Source organism: Exiguobacterium sp. FSL W8-0210 (assembly GCF_038006045.1).
In the GTDB taxonomy this organism is placed as follows: domain Bacteria; phylum Bacillota; class Bacilli; order Exiguobacteriales; family Exiguobacteriaceae; genus Exiguobacterium_A.
In genome coordinates, this window is sequence record NZ_JBBOUK010000001.1 from 2176653 (window position 1) to 2198064 (window position 21412).

Annotated in this window: 18 protein-coding genes, 1 tRNA gene and 1 other annotated feature; all 19 genes read right to left on the reverse strand. The window is 48.4% G+C overall.

Translation table 11 applies throughout. The annotated features are described in order from the left end of the window. Window positions 1-6: 6 nt before the first annotated feature. The 19 genes from MKY22_RS11470 to racE all read right to left on the reverse strand — a co-directional run bounded on the left by MKY22_RS11470 (window position 7) and on the right by racE (window position 21404). Window positions 7-1239 carry a bifunctional folylpolyglutamate synthase/dihydrofolate synthase gene (locus MKY22_RS11470; RefSeq protein ID WP_341088887.1) on the reverse strand — a complete coding sequence of 411 codons (1233 nt, stop codon included), beginning with the start codon at window positions 1237-1239 and terminating at the stop codon, window positions 7-9. Between the two features lie 54 nt (window positions 1240-1293). Next, window positions 1294-3930 carry a valine--tRNA ligase gene (locus MKY22_RS11475; RefSeq protein ID WP_445298375.1) on the reverse strand — a complete coding sequence of 879 codons (2637 nt, stop codon included), beginning with the start codon at window positions 3928-3930 and terminating at the stop codon, window positions 1294-1296. 50 nt (window positions 3931-3980) lie between these two features. Further along, window positions 3981-4210, reverse strand: a binding site (T-box leader). A 54-nt stretch (window positions 4211-4264) separates the two neighbouring features. Next, complete coding sequence (gene hemL, locus MKY22_RS11480; RefSeq protein ID WP_341088889.1) at window positions 4265-5575, reverse strand: glutamate-1-semialdehyde 2,1-aminomutase; 1311 nt, start codon at window positions 5573-5575, stop codon at window positions 4265-4267. Beyond that, the gene (gene hemB / locus MKY22_RS11485) at window positions 5572-6561 is read right to left on the reverse strand and encodes a porphobilinogen synthase (RefSeq protein WP_023468970.1); all 990 of its coding nucleotides are present in this window, start codon (window positions 6559-6561) and stop codon (window positions 5572-5574) included. The genes hemL and hemB overlap by 4 nt, the downstream gene beginning before the upstream one ends. Beyond that, the gene (locus MKY22_RS11490) at window positions 6558-7238 is read right to left on the reverse strand and encodes a uroporphyrinogen-III synthase (RefSeq protein WP_035396604.1); all 681 of its coding nucleotides are present in this window, start codon (window positions 7236-7238) and stop codon (window positions 6558-6560) included. The genes hemB and MKY22_RS11490 overlap by 4 nt, the downstream gene beginning before the upstream one ends. Further along, window positions 7228-8154 carry a hydroxymethylbilane synthase gene (gene hemC / locus MKY22_RS11495; protein WP_023468972.1) on the reverse strand — a complete coding sequence of 309 codons (927 nt, stop codon included), beginning with the start codon at window positions 8152-8154 and terminating at the stop codon, window positions 7228-7230. The genes MKY22_RS11490 and hemC overlap by 11 nt, the downstream gene beginning before the upstream one ends. Before the next feature lie 83 nt (window positions 8155-8237). Further along, on the reverse strand, window positions 8238-9578 hold the full coding sequence (gene hemA, locus MKY22_RS11500) for a glutamyl-tRNA reductase (RefSeq protein WP_035396598.1): 1341 nt from the start codon (window positions 9576-9578) through the stop codon (window positions 8238-8240). 214 nt (window positions 9579-9792) lie between these two features. Continuing rightward, a complete protein-coding gene (locus MKY22_RS11505) occupies window positions 9793-10986 on the reverse strand; it encodes an AI-2E family transporter (protein WP_341088896.1) in 1194 nt (397 codons plus the stop codon). Window positions 10987-11085: 99 nt separating this feature from the next. After that, on the reverse strand, window positions 11086-11667 hold the full coding sequence (gene yihA, locus MKY22_RS11510) for a ribosome biogenesis GTP-binding protein YihA/YsxC (protein WP_023468975.1): 582 nt from the start codon (window positions 11665-11667) through the stop codon (window positions 11086-11088). A gap of 1 nt (window position 11668) precedes the next feature. Further along, window positions 11669-13978: an endopeptidase La gene (lon, locus tag MKY22_RS11515; RefSeq protein WP_341088900.1), complete on the reverse strand. Its 2310-nt coding sequence runs from the start codon at window positions 13976-13978 to the stop codon at window positions 11669-11671. 69 nt (window positions 13979-14047) lie between these two features. After that, entirely contained in the window at window positions 14048-15313 is a 1266-nt protein-coding gene (gene clpX / locus MKY22_RS11520) for an ATP-dependent protease ATP-binding subunit ClpX (RefSeq protein ID WP_023468977.1), read from the reverse strand. A gap of 234 nt (window positions 15314-15547) precedes the next feature. Then, complete coding sequence (gene tig, locus MKY22_RS11525; RefSeq protein ID WP_029342286.1) at window positions 15548-16840, reverse strand: trigger factor; 1293 nt, start codon at window positions 16838-16840, stop codon at window positions 15548-15550. A 110-nt stretch (window positions 16841-16950) separates the two neighbouring features. Then, a complete protein-coding gene (locus MKY22_RS11530; RefSeq protein WP_341088903.1) occupies window positions 16951-17934 on the reverse strand; it encodes a hypothetical protein in 984 nt (327 codons plus the stop codon). Between the two features lie 28 nt (window positions 17935-17962). After that, a complete protein-coding gene (locus tag MKY22_RS11535) occupies window positions 17963-18460 on the reverse strand; it encodes a hypothetical protein (RefSeq protein ID WP_235147586.1) in 498 nt (165 codons plus the stop codon). A gap of 129 nt (window positions 18461-18589) precedes the next feature. After that, window positions 18590-18663 (reverse strand) — tRNA-Arg (locus tag MKY22_RS11540). 73 nt (window positions 18664-18736) lie between these two features. Further along, entirely contained in the window at window positions 18737-19246 is a 510-nt protein-coding gene (locus MKY22_RS11545; protein ID WP_341088906.1) for a metallophosphoesterase family protein, read from the reverse strand. A gap of 5 nt (window positions 19247-19251) precedes the next feature. Next, the gene (locus MKY22_RS11550) at window positions 19252-19845 is read right to left on the reverse strand and encodes an XTP/dITP diphosphatase (protein WP_023468982.1); all 594 of its coding nucleotides are present in this window, start codon (window positions 19843-19845) and stop codon (window positions 19252-19254) included. Then, window positions 19842-20597: a ribonuclease PH gene (gene rph / locus MKY22_RS11555; RefSeq protein WP_023468983.1), complete on the reverse strand. Its 756-nt coding sequence runs from the start codon at window positions 20595-20597 to the stop codon at window positions 19842-19844. The genes MKY22_RS11550 and rph overlap by 4 nt, the downstream gene beginning before the upstream one ends. Continuing rightward, window positions 20598-21404 carry a glutamate racemase gene (racE, locus tag MKY22_RS11560; RefSeq protein WP_023468984.1) on the reverse strand — a complete coding sequence of 269 codons (807 nt, stop codon included), beginning with the start codon at window positions 21402-21404 and terminating at the stop codon, window positions 20598-20600. Window positions 21405-21412: the final 8 nt, after the last annotated feature.

Genomic DNA, 21412 nt, shown 5'->3' on the forward strand with positions numbered 1-21412 from the left:
TTTTCCCTATTTTGTAAAAGAGTTTGTGTACATTTGACGCACTTCACTGATGAAATAAAGTGATCCCGTCACGACATATGTTCGATCTGCGCTTAAGTGACCAAAGAATGCTTCGACCGTCGTTACGTTAGCGCCTTCCTTTTGCAACTCATCCATCGTCCGCGCTCGCGGGAAATCAAATGTCGTTTCGTAAATATCCGGTGTAATGCTACGTAACTGCGTTAGCATCGCTGTCCGGTCTTTGTCACGCAAAATCGAACAAAGTAACGTTACCGGTTTTGATTCCTCTTTTAACCGTTCCACAAGTGCCGTGATGCCTTCCGGGTTATGGGCACCATCGAGAATGATTCGTGGTTTGCGTGAGATAATCTCAAACCGTCCCGGATGTTTTGCTTCCCGTAGTCCTTTTCGGATTGCCGCTTTCGACCACCCGAGTCGCCGCGCACAGATGACAGCATTCGCCGCATTATGGACTTGATGGTGACCTTCTAGACCAAGACGTGTCTCCGGAATCCCATCATATGTCGCCCAGGTACCTGTCTCTTTCAGACGGTAACGGATGATCGCTTCCTGACTCCATTTCAACGTCGCATTTCGGTCCCCGCAATACGCCATTAACGGTACCGTCAGCTCTTCCTGCAGTTTTCCGGCGATGACCGGTGTCCCTTGTTTGATGATCCCGAACTTCTGTAAAGCAATCTCTTGGAGCGTATCTCCGAGAATCGCTTGATGATCGTGCCCGATCGACGTGATGATCGCCGCGACCGGCTTCTTGAAGACGTTCGTCGAATCATACAAACCACCGAGTCCAACTTCATAAATGACGAAATCGGGACGAATCTGATTAAAATAATAGAAAGCAAGTCCCGTTAATGCCTCGAACTCAGTGACCGTACCGAGTGCCGGATCGATATGCTGGATGGCAGCTTGAACGGCGATCGCAGCAGCGACGAGATCATCTTCTGCGATCGGTACCCCATTCAACATGATCCGTTCCTCGAACTGAATGATATACGGCGACGTGAACGTCCCGATGCGTAATCCTTCCGCAATTCCCATCTCACGTAAGAACGCAACCGTCGATCCTTTCCCGTTCGTGCCAGCGACATGAATCGTCGGAATCGCGTCCGGGTCAATCTGTAATTCCAGTAACATCGCCTGCATCCGTTCAAGACCTGGTTTGACGCCGAATGCTAGTAAGCTCGATAACCAATCCAATACATCTTCTCGCGTCCTCATGCTGTTCGCTCCTTTAAAAAAAGTGGCTCAAGGAGACTTGAGCCACTGCTGTAATTAGTGTGAGAGTTCGTTGATGCGTGCTTCGACAGCTTGACGTTTTTCCGTATAATCAAGTGCCTTTGCTTTTTCTTCATCAATGACATGTGCTGGTGCTTTGCCGACGAAGCCAGGGTTGTTGAGTTTTTTCTCGACCCGTTCGACTTCTTTCGTATACTTAACGAGTTCTTTATTCAAGCGCGCGATTTCTTCCTCGATGTTGATCAAGTCTGCGAGCGGGATGAACAATTCTGCTCCCGTTACGATCGCACTCATCGCTTTTTCTGGCGCTGGCATTTGCTCTTCAATCCGGAGTTCAGACGCGTTCGTGAACTTTTGCAAGTACGAGCTGTTTGACGACAAGTCGTCTTGAACACGTGTGTCATTCGTCGAGATGAACAGTTGGATCTGTTTCGACATCGGTGCGTTCACTTCCGCGCGGATGTTACGAACCGAACGGATGACGTTCTGAACCGCTTCAAATGCTGGAACAGCTTCCGGGAAGTCGAGTGACGCCTCGCGTGTCGGCCATGCGGCACGTGTGATCGTCTCACCTTCATGCGGTAAGTGTTGCCAGATTTCTTCCGTGATGAACGGCATGAACGGATGCATCAAGCGCATGATCCGGTCGAGCGTATAGGCAAGAACCGAACGCGTCGTCTGCTTCGCTGCTTCATCTTCCCCGTTGAGCGGTAACTTCGCCATCTCGATGTACCAGTTACAGAAGTCTTCCCAGATGAAGTGATAGAGAATACGTCCCGCTTCACCAAACTCATATTTGTCCGACAGACGCGTCACATCGTCAATCGTCGTCTGTAAGCGTGTCAGAATCCATTTATCTGCGAGTGACTTCTCGCCTGTCAAATCGATCTGATCAAACGTTAGACCATCCATGTTCATCAAGGCAAAACGGCTTGCGTTCCACAGTTTGTTCGAGAAGTTCCATGTTGCTTCGATCTTTTCCCAGTAGAAGCGGAGATCGTTCCCTGGTGTCGATCCAGTCGTTAAGAACCAACGCAGTGAATCAGCACCGTATTTCTCGATGACATCCATCGGGTCGATCCCGTTTCCGAGGGATTTCGACATCTTGCGTCCTTCCGAATCACGAATCAATCCATGGATCAAGACGTCTTGGAATGGACGTTGTCCCGTGAATTCATACGATTGGAAGATCATCCGTGAGACCCAGAAAGCGATGATGTCATAACCCGTAACGAGTGTCGATGTCGGGAAGTATTTTTGATAATCAGCAGCGTCCGTGTTCGGCCACCCCATCGTTGAGAACGGCCAAAGGGCTGAAGAGAACCATGTATCGAGAACATCGTTGTCTTGCTCCCAGTTCTCGAGGTCTGCTGGTGCTTCCTTGCCAACGTATACTTCGCCTGTTTCTTTATGGTACCAAGCCGGAATGCGATGTCCCCACCACAGTTGACGGCTGACACACCAGTCACGGATATTTTCCATCCAGCGTACGTATGTGTTCTCAAAGCGTTGCGGAACGAAGTTGACCTTGTCTGGTCCTTGTTGTTCCTCGAGCGCTTTTTGCGCGAGTGGTTCCATTTTGACGAACCATTGTAATGAGAGATACGGCTCGACGATCGCATCTGAACGCTCCGAGTGACCGACAGAGTGCAAGTGTGGTTCGATTTTGATTAGAACACCTTCTGCTTTTAAATCTTCAACGATTTGTTTTCGGCATTCGAAACGATCCATGCCTTCGTATTTCCCTGCGTTCTCGTTCATCGTTCCATCTTCATTCATGACGAGGACACGTGGTAATTCGTGGCGGTTACCGACTTCGAAGTCGTTCGGGTCGTGTGCAGGTGTAATCTTCACGACACCTGTACCGAACTCCATGTCGACATATTCATCCGCAACAATCGGAATCTCGCGACCAACAATTGGTAACGTGATCGTTTTTCCGACGAGGTGAGCGTAACGCTCATCCTTCGGGTTCACGGCAATCGCTGTATCACCAAGCATCGTCTCAGGACGTGTCGTCGCTAGTTCAACATGACCTGAACCGTCCGTCAGTGGATAGCTGAAGTGATAGAACGCACCTTCGATATCCTTATAGATGACCTCGATATCTGAAATCGCTGTTTTCGTCGCTGGGTCCCAGTTAACGATGTATTCGCCACGATAGATCAAGCCTTTTTCGTAAAGTTTAACGAAGACTTCTTGAACTGCTTCTGACAACCCTTCGTCGAGCGTGAAGCGTTCACGCGAGTAATCGAGTCCAAGACCGAGTTTTGCCCATTGTGCACGGATCGTTGACGCATACTCTTCTTTCCATGCCCAAGATTGCTCGAGGAATTTCTCACGACCCATTTCAAGACGTGATTTCCCTTCTGCTCGCAGTTTTTGTTCGACTTTTGCTTGCGTCGCGATACCAGCATGGTCCATTCCTGGTAGATAAAGGACGTCGAACCCTTGCATTCGCTTCATCCGCGTCAGCATGTCTTGTAACGTTGTGTCCCACGCGTGACCAAGGTGCAATTTACCTGTGACGTTCGGTGGTGGAATGACGATCGTGTACGGCTCTTTTTCTGGATCCTGATCGGCTTTGAAATAGTCACCTTTCACCCAAAAGTCGTACCATTTTTCTTCCGTTGCCTGCGGATCATACTTCGTTGGCATTGATAATTCCTGCATCCTGATCGCTCCCTTTTTGTCCATAATAAAAACGGCTTCTCTCGTCCTATGCTAAGGACGAAAGAAAGCCGTTGCTTTTTTCCGCGGTACCACCTTAGTTCATCCACAATCGGATGCCCTCGAGCCACGTAACGTGTGGAGGACGGATATCGCTCGTAAGACTCACGATACCAGCTCGTGGGGTGACCTTCCTCCTGTTCGCCCGTCACATCTTTCAGCCAAGGATGTGTTCTCTACACCGGTACGAATACAGGACTACTCTTCCCGTCATCGCTGTTGCCATTTTCTTCTTTACTTATTTTAGCCGAGAGTTCAAGCAATCGTCAAGAACTGCTTAACGACCAAATTCAACTTGGAGTTCTTGGAACGTCAATTCGACGGCTTCGATCGTCCGCTCGATGTCTTCGTCCGTGTGGGCGATTGACAGGAAGAGACCTTCGAATTGTGACGGTGGTAAGAAGACACCACGCGCCGCCATCTTTTGATAATACGAACGGAACATCTCAAGATTCGATGTTTTCGCTTTTTCGAAGTTCGTGACGCGCTCATCCGTGAAGAAGACACCGAACATCGCGCCTGCACGGTTCGTCGTCAACGGAATGTTATACTTCGCCGCAGCGTTCAGGTAGCCTTCTGACAAACGGCTCGTTTTCCGGTCGAACTCTGCATAGTGTTCTGGTTTCAATTGTGTCAATGTCGCTAGACCTGCTGCCATCGCGAGTGGGTTCCCGGATAACGTACCTGCTTGATAGATTGGACCTTGTGGTGCGATCTGCTCCATGATGTCACGACGTCCACCGTAAGCACCAACTGGCATTCCGCCGCCGATGACTTTACCGAGACACGTGATATCCGGTGTGACACCGAAATGTCCTTGGGCACAGTGGAATCCGACACGGAAACCGGTCATGACTTCGTCAAAGATCAGTAAAGCGCCGTTTTCTGACGTGATTTCCCGTAAGCCTTCGAGGAATCCTGGTTCTGGTGGCACGAAGCCCATGTTCCCAGCAGCCGGTTCGACGATGACACCAGCGATATCGTCGCCATGTTTTTCAAACGCGATCCGGACAGCATCCAAATCGTTGTACGGAACTGTCAGCGTCATGCTCGCGATTTGCGCCGGAACGCCTGGTGAATCTGGTAATCCGAGTGTCGCGACACCTGAACCTGCTTTAATCAAGAGTGAGTCACCGTGACCATGGTAACAGCCTTCGAACTTGAGGATTTTCGTCCGACCTGTGTAGCCACGTGCGAGACGAAGCGCTGCCATCGTTGCTTCAGTCCCTGAGTTGACCATCCGGACGACTTCGACCGACGGCACCCGACTGATGACGACTTCCGCCATCGCTGATTCGATTTCCGTTGGTGTCCCGTAGCTCCAGCCACGTGTCGCTTGTTCTTGGATCGCTGAAGTGACGATTGGATCGGCATGACCGAGAATCATTGGTCCCCATGACAGGACATAATCGATATACTCTTTTCCATCGATATCATAGAGCTTTGATCCTTTCGCATGATCTGCGAAAATCGGTGTCATCCCGACCGATTTATAAGCACGGACCGGACTGTTGACACCACCTGGCATGAGCGGGAGTGCCCGCTCGAATGCTTCTTTTGATTTTGAGTTCTGGTTAATTAAGCTCATTTCGACCCCTCCAGGTAACGACAAATGTCTTTTGCGAAATAGGTGATGATTAAATCAGCGCCTGCTCGTTTAAAGCCAAGCATCGTCTCAAGGACGATTCGTTCTTCGTCGATCCAGCCGTTCAAGGCAGCGGCTTTGACCATTGCATACTCACCCGATACGTTATACGCAACGATTGGTAGATCGATTCGCTCGCGCACATCACGAATGATATCCATGAACGCAAGTGCAGGTTTGACGATCATGAAGTCAGCTCCTTGATCGACGTCCGCTGTTGCTTCGCGGAACGCTTCGCGACGGTTTGCTGGATCCATTTGATAACCTTTCCGGTCGCCTTCTCCCGGTGCCGAATTCGCTGCATCACGGAATGGACCGTAATAAGCAGACGCGTATTTAACACCATAGCTCATGACCGGAATATGGCTGAAGCCGTTCTCGTCTAATCCTTGACGAATCGCTGCGACGAATCCGTCCATCATCGATGATGGCGCGATGACGTCGGCACCTGCTCGAGCTTGTGAGATGGCTGTTTTGACGTGAAGCGGTAATGACGCATCATTATCGACCGTTCCGTCGGCGACGATTCCACAGTGACCTGTCGACGTATATTCACATAAGCATGTGTCGGCGATGACCGTTAGCTGCGGAGCAACTTTTTTGACGAGACGTGTCGCTTCTTGAACGATCCCGTGATCGTGAAACGCACCTGATCCTTGCTCGTCTTTCAAGTGGTCATGCGGAACACCGAATAAGATGACAGATTCGATTCCGAGTGCGACGACTTCTTCAATCTCAGCCGTCAGATGATCAAGTGATAAGTTGAAGACGCCAGGCATCGAACTGACTTCGCGTTTAATGTCTTCGCCTTCAGCGACAAAAATCGGATAAATCAAATCTGATTTATGCAACTGATTCTCGCGGACGAGTGACCGGAGTGATGCGGTATGACGTAAACGACGGTGACGTGCGTATTCTAATGTGTTCATGCTGATTCCTCCTCAATGATACGATCAATCATGCCGTCCACCGTGAATTCACGGGCGACATGGATCGGTTGAAGTCCGGCTGCTTTTGCTGCTTGCTCCGTGACCGTCCCGATGACGATGAATATCGTCTGTGGGGCTAACGGCGCAATCGCTTCGACAGCGGAAGGACTCTGCAGTCCAATATAGGTGGCAGTTCTGACAAGTGCTTCAGGTAGTCGACGGGTGACGGTTTCATAGGTGATGATATCTTCAATTGTGAATCGATTCAGTTTCCGTAACTGATCGACTGGTGCTTGACGCGACCGATTCCCACGCGCAAAAACGATATGATCGCCGTCAGACAAGTGTGGTCCGAGTTCTGCGACGAGTGCGTCTCCTGTAAAGGTCGACGGACAGAAGTCGGCCGTTCGACCGTACTTCGCAAGTGCGTCTGCCGTCTTTCGTCCAACGACCGCGATACGTGTTGCTGTTAATTCAGGCAACGCATCAGCAATCCGGTGGACACCATTCGGACTCGTCACGATGAGCCAATCCATTCCCTTCGGCAATGTAAACGAAACCGGTCGCGTTTCAATGACAGGATAGTGCACTGACTCGATCGCGACGGCGCGCAGTCGCGCCATCTGCTCGGTCGTCGGTGGTCGGCTGCCCGTGAAGAGTACCTGCTTACAAGTCATCCGGAAGTGTCGCGAGAATCTCACGACCGCCCGAAGCAAGCAGACGTTCTGCAACATCTTGACCGAGTTGCATCGGGTCAAGACCTGATTCGCGCTCGAGTAGGATTTGCTCACCATCGACGGATCCAATGAATCCGACAAGTGTCGTTGACATGTCTTCGTTGATCGTTGCGAATCCACCGACCGGAACGTGACAGCTACCTTCGATCGCCGCTAAGAACGCGCGCTCTGCGTAAGCTACTTTTTCCGTCATCTGATCATGGATCAGGTGCAGAAGGTCACGTACTTCTTGATCATGTTCGCGACATTCGATACCGAGGATTCCTTGTCCGACGGCTGGAATCATGTCATCTGTCGAGAGATATTCCGAGACGACGTCTTCAGACCAACCCATCCGTTGTAGACCAGCTGCTGCGAGCAAAATTCCGTCAAACGGACCATTCTTTAATTTATCGAGTCGTGTGTCGATGTTTCCGCGAATCGATTCGATTTTTAAATCAGGGCGGAGTTTTAGCAATTGCGACCCACGACGTAAGCTACTCGTGCCGACAACTGCACCTTCTGGCAAGGAAGCAAGACCTTCGCCTGTTTTCGTGATCAAGGCATCACGCGCATCGACACGTGCTGGTGTGGCACCGATGATGAGACCATCCGGTAATTCAGAAGGTAGATCCTTCATGCTGTGAACGGCAAAATCGATTTCTTCGTCAATCATCTGTTGCTCGATCTCTTTTACGAATAATCCTTTACCGCCGACTTTCGAGAGCGTCACATCCAAAATGCGGTCCCCTTTTGTGATGATGTTCTTGATTTCGAACTCATACGGCGCGCCGGCTTGTTTCAACTGGTCAATGACCCATTTCGTCTGTGTCATCGCTAGCTTCGAGCTTCGCGATCCAACAATGATTTTTCGCATGCTAAAATCCCCCTGTACAATGATAAAGGGGCGGCACAAGTCCGCCCCATGCATTTTCTATTGTAACACAAATCGTGCTTTGTTCACCGGTTCACAGCTTTTGCAGAAGGTGTCGTCTCTTCTGATGTCATGACATCATCTTCGAGCCCTTCGAACAAGTCTTCGTTTAATGCAAACGTATCCATGAACTGCGCAATCCGCTCATCGGCATCTGGCTTCGCTGCCGCATCTTTAATATAAGACAACGGCTCACGCAACAACTGGTTGATGATTGATTTCATGTGTTTGCCAATGACGGTTTTTTCGCGTTTTGACATATCCGGTAATTTCCGTTCCAAGCTTTGCATCGTTTCTTGTTGAATCCGCAATGCCTGGTCTCGTAATTCCGTGATGATCGGTACGACACCAAGTGTCGTCATCCAACCTTCGAACTCAGCGATTGCTGCTTCGATCCGTTGTTCGATCTTCGCCGCTTCCTTCATCCGTTCCGCCATGTTTTGTTGGACAATCGATGTCAAATCATCGACATCGTACAAATGAACACCCGGTAAATCACCGACGGTCGGTTCAATGTCCCTTGGTACGGCGATATCGATCAAGAGGAATGGACGATCGTGCCGGAACAGCTGTGCTGCCGCGATGTCTTCCCGTTTGATGATGGCACGTTTGGCACCTGTTGAAGAGATGACGATGTCTGCCCGAAGCAAACCGCACTGCATCTCGTTAATCGAATGTGCCGATCCTTCGAACCGATTCGCGACCTCTTCTGCTTTAGCTAACGTCCGGTTAAAGACCGTGATATCGCGTGCCCCTGCTTCATATAGGTTGAGCGTCGTCAATTCGCCGGTTTCTCCCGCACCGATGACGACGATTGATTTATCTTCAAGCGATCCAAGTAACTGTTCGGCAAGCGTGACAGCAGCAGCACTGACAGAAACGGCATTTTCACCGATTCCAGTTTCTGCGTGAGCCCGTTTGGCGAGCGTGACCGCTTCTTTGAAGAGTTTATTGAAGACCGTTCCTGTCGTTTCAAGCTTCTGCGCCATGAAGAAGCTTGTCTTCACTTGACCAAGGATCTGCGTTTCACCGACAATCATCGAATCAAGTCCACTTGTCACGCGGAACAGATGCTTCATCGCATCAAACCCTTCATGAATGAAGAGATACGGCTCGAGTTCCTCCATCGTCAAACCGAACCAGTTTGCAAGGAAACGTTTCGTATAATATCGTCCTGTATGTGGCTGATCCGTCACGACGTACAGTTCCGTCCGATTACATGTCGAGACGATGACACTTTCAAAAATACTTTTTTCATCGCGCAATGCGACGACCGCTCCCTTCATCTCATGCTCCCCAAATGAGACTTGTTCGCGTATTGATACAGGCGCTGTTTTGTTATTCAAGCCGACCACTACGATATGCATGCGCTCTACCCCTTACGTCCAAAGATTTCGTTCCGATCTATCTTTTCGTTCTCTATCCTACATTATAACCATTATAAAAAAGATTCCAATCAATTTATAAACTAAAATGAGTCGAAGTTGTGAAATCTTCTTCATTTTTTCTCTTCTTCTACCTTATCCCTCTCTCATGAAAATCACAAACCCTCTGCTCCTAAAAAGGTCAGAGGGTTACACTTTACTTCAAGGATTCAGGTGATACCGTCACGTCCGGTACGTCGAGACGTTGCTGACGTAAACGATAGATCCGAGCGATATTTTGAATGACGACTTTTGTGACCGCATAGGTCGGAACTGCTAGGATGACACCAATGATTCCACCAATTTTCCCAGCAACGAGCAAGACGATGATGATCGTCAGCGGATGAACCTTGAGTGTTTTCCCTTGGACATAAGGAGAAATCAAGTTCGACTCGATTTGCTGCGCGACGACGATCGTGATGATCGCATAGACGGCTTTGATCGGATCATCGATGAACCCGACGATGACCGCTGGTACAGCACCGATGTAAGGTCCAAGATATGGAATGATGTTCGTGACCGTACAGAATAAGGCAAGCAGTAACGCATATTGAATATCTGAGATGAAGAAGCCAATCAATGACATGAGACCGACACAGATTGAGACGATAACCTGTCCATTGACATAATGCTTCACTGTCACGTGCATATCGTGCAAGATTTTACGCGTTTCTGTTTCATAGCTTTTCGGCAACAGCTTCACGACGGAATCCGGAAACTTATAGCCGTCAAGCAACATGTAAACTAAGATGAACGGCACTAAGACAATGATTAAGACGGTCGAAGAGATGACACCGAAAATCGTTCCGACAGACGTCGAGACAGACTTAAAGACTGTACCAATATACGACGTTGCTTCATTCGTCCACTTGTCAAATAAGTCCGTATTCTCGTGAACCCATGTCGAGATGAAACGATTGTCCATCAATTGATCGCGTAAGTTTAACGTCTGATCGCGCAATTCGATGACGAGCGTCGGAATGCTTGTCGCAAAATCCGTCACCTGCTCGACTAAGATCGGTCCGATCGAAGCGACAGCAATCGTCAGAATCGTGATGAAACCAAGCAAGACGATCAACACGGCAAGACCACGTTTCTTGACGCGTTTTTGCAATGCATCTACGATACCGAGCGTGAAATAATAGAAAATCCCCGCAATGATCAGCGGTGGGAAGATTAATGCCAGCATGACTTTAATCGGCTGGAATAAAAATGAGATCTTTGTACCGACCCAGATAACGAGAAAAATCACCAATACCCAGATTAATGCCTTAAACCATTTATTTCGAAGCAAATCCAAACCATTCACACTCCCATTTATTACATAGTCATTATAGCTATTCTTACACACTATATTACGAAATAATAGTTTTTTCATAAAACATATCTTATGTACCATACATAAAAAAAGCCTACGAAATCTTACTGATTTCATAGGCTTAACATCAATTCATAGTAAGCGATAAATGGCTTCCCACGCTGCATCGACGCCTTCTCCAGTCTCAGATGAGAAAGGAATCAATGTATCTTGACCATCAAATTGCAACTTACGTTTAATCGCCGCGATATGTTTATCACGTTGACTCTTCTTGATTTTATCGAGTTTTGTCGCAACGACGATGACCGGTAGATCGTAATACTTCAAGAAATCATACATCGTCACATCGTCCGCAGACGGATCGTGTCGGATGTCGACGAGCTGTACGACACCTTTGAGGATTTCCCGTTGTGTGAAGTACTTCTCCATCATTTTGCCCCACGCTTCACGCTCCGTCTTTGAGACTTTCGCATATCCGTAACCCGGTACATCAACGAACATGACTTCATCATTGATGTTGAAGAAGTTCAAGGTTTGCGTTTTACCTGGTTTCGAAGATGTCCGCGCGAGTGCTTTACGCTGGACCAGTTTATTGATGAAAGAGGACTTTCCGACGTTCGATCGCCCAGCGAGTGCCACTTCTGGCAACAATGGCTCCGGATAATGTTCCGGATTGACGCCACTCGTAATAAAATCAGCTTTATAAATTTTCATGTTACTCTCCTTTTAATGCATGTTCGAGCACTTGCTCCATCGTCGCGACCGGAATGAATTCCATTCCTGCGCGGACGCTTTCCGGGATATCATCGATGTCCCGCGTATTGTCTTGCGGTAGTAGAACGGTCGTCAAGCCCGCACGGTGTGCTGCGAGTGACTTCTCCTTTAGTCCACCGATTGGTAAGACACGTCCACGCAACGTGATTTCACCCGTCATTCCGACGTCTCGGCGAACCGGACGTTTTGTTAAAGCGGAAATCAATGCTGTCGCGAGTGTGATCCCAGCAGATGGACCATCTTTTGGTACGGCACCCTCAGGAACGTGGATGTGAATGTCTTGCGTTTCGTAGAAGTTCGGTTCGATGCCAAGGGACGTCGCATTCGCTCGGACGAAGCTGTACGCGGTCTGAGCCGACTCTTGCATGACATCCCCGAGTTTCCCGGTTAACTGCAATTTCCCTTTACCTGGAGCAAGGCTGACTTCGATCGTCAACGTATCGCCCCCAAAAGCAGTATACGCTAAACCAGTCACCGCGCCAATCATATCTTCGAGCTCGCCTTGACCATAGCGGTAAATCGGTTTGCCTAGGAAATCGTCCAGATTACGCTTCGTCACCGTCACCCGTTTCTTCTCACCCATCGCGATTTGTTTCGCTGCTTTCCGGCAAAGTGAGCCGAGGACACGTTCGAGATTCCGGACACCGGCTTCTCGTGTATAACGACGGACGACTTCTTCTAGCGCGTCTGCTTTGACCGTCAATTGGCTCTTTTTCAGACCGTGTTCAGCCAGTTGCTTCGATAAGAGATGACGAACGGCGATCTCCGTCTTCTCTTGTTCCGTATAGCCACCGATTTGAATCAGTTCCATACGGTCAAGCAACGGTCCGGGGATGTTTGAGACATCGTTCGCTGTCGCGATGAACAGAACGTTCGATAGATCGAACGGTTCTTCGATATAGTGATCGGAGAAGCTGTTGTTTTGTTCCGGATCAAGAACTTCGAGCATCGCGGACGACGGATCACCACGGAAGTCATTTGACATCTTATCGATCTCATCGAGCAGGAAGACCGGGTTGTTCGTTCTTGCTTGTTTTAAACCGCGAATGATCCGTCCTGGCATCGCACCGATATACGTCCGGCGATGTCCACGAATCTCCGCTTCGTCGCGCACGCCACCAAGTGAGACACGGACGAACTTCCGCTCAAGTGCTGTAGCAATCGAACGGGCAAGCGACGTTTTCCCGACTCCTGGAGGACCAGAAAGACAAAGAATCGGTCCACGCAATGAGTCGGTCAATTGACGAACGGCAAGATACTCAAGGATTCGTTCTTTGACCTTCTCTAGACCGTAATGGTCCTTTTCAAGCTGTTCCGAAGCAGCTGAGACGTTCAAGAAATCATCGGTTGCTTCATTCCACGGCAACGAGAAGAACCATTCGAGATAGTTGCGAATGACCCCATGTTCGGGACTCGTCGCCGGTACGACCGCTAAACGACTGATTTCCTTCTCGACGTTTGCAACCGTCGTTTCTGGTAAATCAAGCATCGCTAGCTGCTCCCGGTATTTCGTCGCATCGCTTTCAACAGAAGCCGACTCGCCACCGAGTTCTTGTTGAATCGTCTTCAATTGTTCCCGCAAGTAATACTCGCGTTGCGATTGTTCAATCGTCTTCTTCGTCCGTTCACGCATCTCACGTTCGAGTTCGACGACTTCATATTCGTGTTTCATGACATCAAGCAACATCAATCCTCGTTCGACCGGATCCTGTTGTTCGAGAAACTCCTGCTTCTTCGAAATATCGATTGGTAGCTTCGACGTAATATAGTCCGTCAATGAATCGAGGCGTTCGTATGTCTCGAACCGGCGACGTTCATCGGTTCCGATTCCTTTGATCCGGGAGACGAGTTGACCAAACTGTTCTTTGATGAGACGAACGAGCGCTTCTTGTTTCGCTCCTTTGATGTCCATCTTCTCGATTGGTTCAATGACGGCTTGATAACCCTCGTCCGTCTCCTCGACGTTTTCGATCCGGACGCGTTCCTTCCCGATGACGCGGACACGGACCGTATCATTCCCGAGTTCACTCATCTTCGCGATTTGAACGAGCGTACCAACCTGATGCAACCCGTCGACAGACGGCTCTGCTTCTGGATCACGCTGTGTGACGACGACGAGATCGATTTCGTGTTCCTTTGATGCAAGTAAGGCTTTCAAGGATACCGGACGCCCGACATCGATCGTCAATCCGATCAACGGATACGCGACGACACCTCGTAACGGTAAAAGTGGATATTGTTTTTTCTTCATTCGAATTCCTCCTAAACAAAAAGACTCGGAAAGGCGTACAAGTAGCCTCCGAGCCGATTTGTCACGGTGTTACGCCGTTTCTTTTTCTTTCCCATGTTCAATTGTACCATCTTTCAACTCAAGCGTTGGACCGCGTTTACCAGTCAACGTTTCTGCTGTAATGATGACTTTCGCGATGTCTTCACGCGATGGGATTTCGAACATGATATCAAGCATAGTTTCTTCGATGATCGAACGAAGACCACGCGCACCTGTTTTACGTTCGATTGCAAGTTTTGCAATCTCAAGAAGTGCATCTTCCGTGAAGTCGAGTTCGACATCATCGAGTTGAAGCATTTTCTTATATTGTTTCACGAGGGCGTTTTTCGGTTTCGTCAAGATTTGAACGAGTGCCTCTTCATCAAGTGGCTCGAGCGTCGCCATGACCGGCAAACGACCGATGAACTCCGGAATCAAACCGAACTTTTGAAGATCTTCTGGTAATGCAGCTGCTAGAATTTCTTTTTGTGTAAGGTTACGGTTCTCTGAATCGTTTCCGAATCCGATGACTTTTTTACCAAGACGACGTTTGATCGACTGATCGATACCATCGAATGCGCCACCGACGATGAACAAGATGTTCGTCGTATCGATTTGGATGAATTCTTGATGTGGGTGTTTCCGTCCACCTTGTGGCGGTACACTCGCAACCGTTCCTTCCAAAATCTTCAGCAAGGCTTGTTGGACACCTTCACCAGATACGTCACGTGTAATCGACGGGTTTTCTGATTTACGAGCAATCTTATCGATCTCATCAATGTAGATGATGCCTTTTTCAGCCTTCTCAACATCGTAGTCCGCTGCTTGGATGAGTTTCAATAGGATGTTCTCGACGTCTTCACCAACATAACCGGCTTCCGTCAAACTTGTTGCATCTGCAATCGCAAACGGTACGTTCAAGATACGTGCCATCGTTTGGGCAAGAAGTGTTTTACCGCTACCTGTTGGTCCAATCATGACGATGTTCGATTTCGAAAGCTCGACATCATCTGCGCGACCACCAGCATTGATTCGTTTATAGTGATTGTACATCGCTACAGACAACGATTTCTTAGCTTTCTCCTGACCGATGACATAATCGTCAAGTGTCGTACGAATTTCATGCGGTTTTGGAACATTTTTCAGCTCGACTTCTTCTTCAGTACCGAGTTCTTCCTCTACGATTTCATTGCAGAGTTCGATACACTCGTCGCAAATGTAAACGCCAGGTCCAGCAACAAGTTTGCGTACTTGTTCTTGTGTCTTTCCACAGAAAGAACATTTTAGCTGACCTTTTTCTTCGTTAAATTTAAACATAAAGGTCCACCCCTTTAACGTGGAAATTGTATGGACGCCTGTAGCATCCCGTCTCACGTTTTACTATTTATGATTGTAGCATGAACAAGGAAAGTCTTTCAAATCCTGGACGAACGATTTACAGTTTGATGTTCTGAACCAAGGATCGTTTGTCCTTGTTTGACCTATCGTACAAAAAAATCGACTCCAAGACCAGAAATTGGGCTTGAAGTCGATCGAAAACCATGAAATGGCTTATTTTGCTTTTGCGTTGTCGACGAGAACATCGATAGCTTTACGGAATTGAAGATCGCCTTTAAGCGTTTCAAGACCACCTTGTGGTGCAAGCATCGTTTCAAGTTGATCTGCAGGGATGTTGTAGAGTTCTGACATTGATTGAAGTTCAGCTTGAGTTTCCTCATCTGTTACTTCGATTTTTTCGTCAGCAACGATTTGCTTGAGGACGAGACGTGCTTTAACGCGCTCTTCCGCTTGCTCTTTCATTTCAGAACGCATTGCCTCTTCTGTCGTTCCAGTCAACTGGAAGTACATGTTGAGGTCGATGCCTTGTGATTGAATACGTTGTGTGAACTCTTGAACCATACGCTCGACTTCGTTTTCGACCATGACTTCTGGAAGATCAACTGTCGCGTTTTTCGTAGCCGCTTCGACTAACTCATCGCGCATTGAAGCATCAGCTTCTTGTTTGCGTGTGTTTTCGAGACGCGTACGAATTTTTGTTTTCAACTCGTCGAGTGAAGAAACTTCTTCATCCATTTCTTTTGCGAACTCATCTGTCAATTCAGGGAGCTCTTGTGCTTTAACTTCGTGGATCGTTACTTTGAATGTAACTGGTTTTCCAGCGAGTGATGCTTCGTGGTATTCCTCTGGGAATGTCACTTCAAGATCTTTTTGCTCGCCAGTTTTTAAACCGACCATTTGCTCTTCGAATCCAGGAATGAAGTTTCCAGAACCGATGACGAGTGAGTAGTTCTCAGCAGTTCCGCCGTCGAATTGGTTTTCCCCATCGAAACCTGCGAAGTCGAATACGACTGTATCGCCATTCTCGATGACGCCATCTTCTTTAACGACGAGTTCTGCACCGCGTTCTTGCAATGTTTTGAGTTCAGCGTCGACGTCTTCGTCAGTAACGTTCGTTTCAACTGCTGTGTACTCAAGACCTTTGTACTCACCGAGTGTAGCTTCTGGCTCGATGACGAACGTGATTTTGAATTCGACTGGCTTGCCTTTTTCGAGTGTTTCAACGTCGATGTTCTCAAGCGCGATTGGCTCGATTCCTGATTCGACGACTGCACCTTCGATTGTGTCCTTGTAAAGGATATCGAGTGCATCTTGGTACAGTGCTTCTTCACCGTACATTTTGTTGAACATTGCGCGTGGCATTTTTCCTTTACGGAAACCAGGTGTGTTCAAAGTCTTAACGACTTTCTTGAACGCTTGGTCTACCGCTTTATCAAATGCTTCAGCAGGCGCTTCATACGTGAGGACGCCGAGGCTACCTGATTGTTTTTCCCATTTTGCAGTCATGCTGAGTCCCTCCAAAATTGTCAATTAGCGTACATGTGTGTACAACAAGTCACATTATAGCACAATCGTTCTGACGATTACCACTGTTGAACGAATCGTTTCCTGATGTCTCAATCGAAGTAAATTTGCTCGAATGCAATGACTTCCGGATAAAGGATATGCGCCGCTCGATATAACCGCTTCGCCAGCGGACTGAGGATACGTTCCGGTTCTTCACGTTCAAATGTCAGACCTGCGAGTTCTTCGCATGCTGCGAGCCACTTCTCCATGTCTGCTCCGATTCGTTCTCGTTCTTCAAGATGGATCAATTGATCCGATCGCAGGACGAGCAACGCTCGAAACGGATCCATTCGCTCTAACGTATGCATCGATGCCAGTAACGCTTGTTGCTCCTGTTGATGTACTAGCAGGATTTCTTCTAACTCTTCACGTGACGAGATCGTCCAGTCTACATCTAAGTGTGGCACATGAATGCTTACCGGATATGGCACGTGATGAAGCACGCTTCCTAATAACTGATCAATGACGAGTAGACTTTGATGTGCTGTCTCTTGCGCCTGAAGGTATTTTTGTGTGATGTATGCAATGAGCTCATGTGTCCGTTCGAATTCCACACCGGTCAATTGGCGCATTTGTTCGACCCAACTGCCGTGTCGCAACACATGCATCAATTCCGTTGCTGCTGTTACCTCACGCTGCGCAACAGGGTTGTTTTGAACTGCCGGCTTTTGTTCGCGAACACGCATCTGTTGTTTGATTTCATCTAATTGAAGCGCGAGCCCATAAGGCAGATACGGTGACGCCGAGCGCAAAGCGAGTTTCATCGGATAACGTTCTCCGAGTTCATAAAGAAAGAGTGCGAGTACTTGCTCGACACCCTCGACTTCAAGAAATCGTTCTGCCACTGTTTCAAATCGTTCACGGTCATGCATTAAGAGTGGTTGAATGACATAGAGCCGGTGTAAGACATCTTCTCCTGTCAATTGGTCAGTCTCTAATTCCATAATCAATTGTTCTTGTTTAGAAGCGGTCAAACGAAGAATCCGCGCTCGTTCTACTTCTAGTTCATGTTCCATCCAGCGCGATGTCCCCATATTCCGGCACTCCTTCATGTTCAACTTCTTATTTCGTAAATGGATCGAGTAAAGACGTCCAGTTCGTGATCGCTTCTTGAAGTTGTCCCGCCTGCTCGATTCCTAATCGATTCAACGTATCTAATGAGACGTCAGCTTCAAGTAATCGAGCGATATCTTCCGATTGATTCACGTACTGCTCGAGTTTTGCACTTAAATTTTGCAATTCTTGCGGCGGATTTTCAAGTCCCGCTAATCGTTGATCGATTTGATCCAGTTCTTGATTGAACTGATCAATCGTTCCGTTTTCCTTCAACTTTTCGATTTGTTGATCGAGTGCCTGTTCAGGGTTCGCAGATTCACGCGCTGTCGTAGCCGCCTCATTCAAGGAAGCCGACAAATCTGACGTGACTTGTGCCGTATCTTTTGCAATGCCTTGAAGTTCTCCAGCGTAATCGACACTATTTTTTACATCGTTGACTTGTTGTTTTGCATCGTCGACTGTATTTGAAATCTCACTACATCCAGCAAGAAACGTACTTAGCATAAGGACTGCTCCAACTTTCTTCCACATAGCATTCATCCCTTTCGAGTTCATGATACCTTAATTATAATCGAAAATCGGAATAAAAAAAAGAGACCACCCTCGTAAGGGCAGTCTCTATTTTAATTATAGCGTCCCAAGAGGGATTCGAACCCCCGACCGACGGCTTAGAAGGCCGTTGCTCTATCCTGCTGAGCTATTGGGACGTGTCAACACGAATAAACTATACTAGAACAATTCTTTCGTGTCAATCACATTACAAACATTGCAATTATTATATTACAAAAATGTTCCGTCCAGATGAAGGGCATTTACCGGGTCACCGTTCACATTAAGAAAATCGACAGAATAACGGTTTTGATCCACTTCAAGAATCGCATACGTCTTGTCTGGTCGATGACGTGGCATCCGGATTGAACCTGGATTGATGAATAACACACCGTCCCGATATTCAGCCTTCGCCACATGGGAATGACCATATAAGACGATGTCCGCCTGCTTTTCCTTCGCATGATGCTGTAAGACATCTAGACTGTATTTGACGTCCTGCCGATGCCCGTGGACACAGAGGATGGTATGACCATCCATTTCCGATACGACTTCTTCCGGAAAATCGTGTCCGTAATCGCAATTCCCTCGCACAACACGATATGGATATAATGATTCGATGTCGCGCGTCAATTGGGAGTCCCCACAATGAAATGCCGCATTTACGTCTTGGTGACGTTCGAATATCGTAAGCAGTTCTTGTTCTAGTCCATGACTATCACTAACGATCAACGCTCTCATCTTCATCACACTCCTAAGAAAGTAGTTAAGTCCTGTTCGAGCTTGCGCAATGCATTGCCACGATGACTAATCATCGCTTTTTCTTCTTTCGTCAATTCAGCAGCCGTCTGTCCGCTTTCTGTGACGAACAATGGATCATAACCGAAACCGTTCGAACCCGACGCCTCAAAACCGATTCGCCCTTCCATCGTTCCACGAACCGTCAATGTCTCACCCGTTGGTTTCGCTAGCGCGAGTACACAAACGAAGCGCGCCGTCCGCTCTTCCTCCGGAACACCTTCTAACTTTTCAAGTAGTAGAGCATTGTTCGCCGCATCCGACTTTTCAAGTCCCGCGAAGCGTGCTGAGTAGACGCCGGGAGCGCCATCTAAAGCATCGACTTCAAGACCTGAATCATCAGCAAGTACCGCGTGGCCAAAGTAGGCTGCTGCCTCTGTTGCTTTTAAAAGTGCATTCTCCTCGAATGTCTCACCTGTTTCATCCGTTTCCGGAGCATCGGCGTGATCGAGTAACGACTCGACCGTATAACCGAGACGACCCAGCATGCTTTCAAGTTCCTTCACTTTACCTGCATTGTGTGTTGCGACGATGACCTTCATCTATGTTCCCCCACTTCTTCTCCTACATACCACCAAGAGACACCGAGTGCCTCACGGCCAGCCTCAATCAGTTCCTTAATACCTTTTTCCCCAAGTTCGAGCATTTCGAGCATCTCTTGACGGGAAAATGTCGACTCTTCTCCTGTTGCTTGCATCTCGACGATTTTACCCGATGAGGTCATGACGAGATTGAAGTCGACTTCCGCCGCAGCGTCCTCTTCATAGCATAGATCGAGCAAGACATTCGACTCGACGATTCCAACCGAGATGGCTGCGATGCCCTCTTTGATCGGTGTATCTGTCAGTTTTCCCGCTTGAATCAATTGATCGACTGCTCGGACGAGTGCCAAAAAACCACCAGTGATCGATGCCGTTCGTGTACCGCCATCTGCCTGAATAACGTCACAATCGATCCAGATTGTTCGTTCCCCGAGCTTCTCTAAATCAACGACGGCCCGAAGCGAGCGGCTGATCAGACGTTGGATTTCCATCGTCCGTCCCGTCTGTTTGCCGCGGACGGCTTCTCGTGCGGTCCGCTGAGCCGTCGCACGCGGCAACATCGAATATTCCGCATTGATCCAGCCCTGGCGTTTACCGCGAAGGAACGGTGGCACCTTCTCCTCGACGGTCGCCGTACAGAGGACTTTCGTATCTCCCAGTTCAATCAAGACAGAACCTTCTGCGTGTTTATTGACATCAATCGATAATTGAATAGGACGGAGATCATCCGCCGTTCGTTGGTCTATCCGCATTTAATCTTCCTCCGTTCCAAGCACGATGCGCTCCGCATGGATGGTCTGATCGAGCCAGTCCGTCGCAATCTGATCAAATGAGCGGATATCGCCTGTCGCGTAATAACGATGTTCCGGAATTTGTGTCACATCTGCTGAAATCGTATTGTAATCAAGTAGTGCTGCTACCTCGAGCGCTGTCTCGTCTCCTGAAGAGATTAGTTGGACGCCTGGTCCGATGACCCGTCCAATCACATCTGCTAGGAGCGGGTAATGGGTGCACCCGAGGATCAATGTATCCATATCGTAATTCATCAATGGTCGTAAGGTATTGGCAACGACACGTTCGACGTACGCACCGTCTGTCTGCATCGACTCGACGAGCGGGACGAACGGCGGGCACGCTAACGATTCGACGACGACTTGTCCTTCGACGTGGCGTAATGCCTTCTCGTAGGAATTACTTGTAATCGTCATCTTCGTTCCGATGACACCGATTCGTTTCGTACGCGTCACCTTGACTGCCGCACGGGCCCCAGGATCAATGACACCGATGACAGGTATATTTAAACGTTCTCGCGCTTCTTTTAAGACGACAGCCGTAGCTGTATTACAGGCGATCACGATCAATTTCACATCTTGTTGTACGAGATAATCAATCATCTCCCACGTAAACTCACGAATTTCTTCTTCTGGACGCGGACCATACGGACAACGTAGTGTATCCCCGACATAGATGATTCGCTCATGGGGCAACTGTCGCATCAATTCACGTGCGACCGTCAATCCACCGACTCCGGAATCCAGTACTCCAATCGCTCGATTCACTCTTCTCC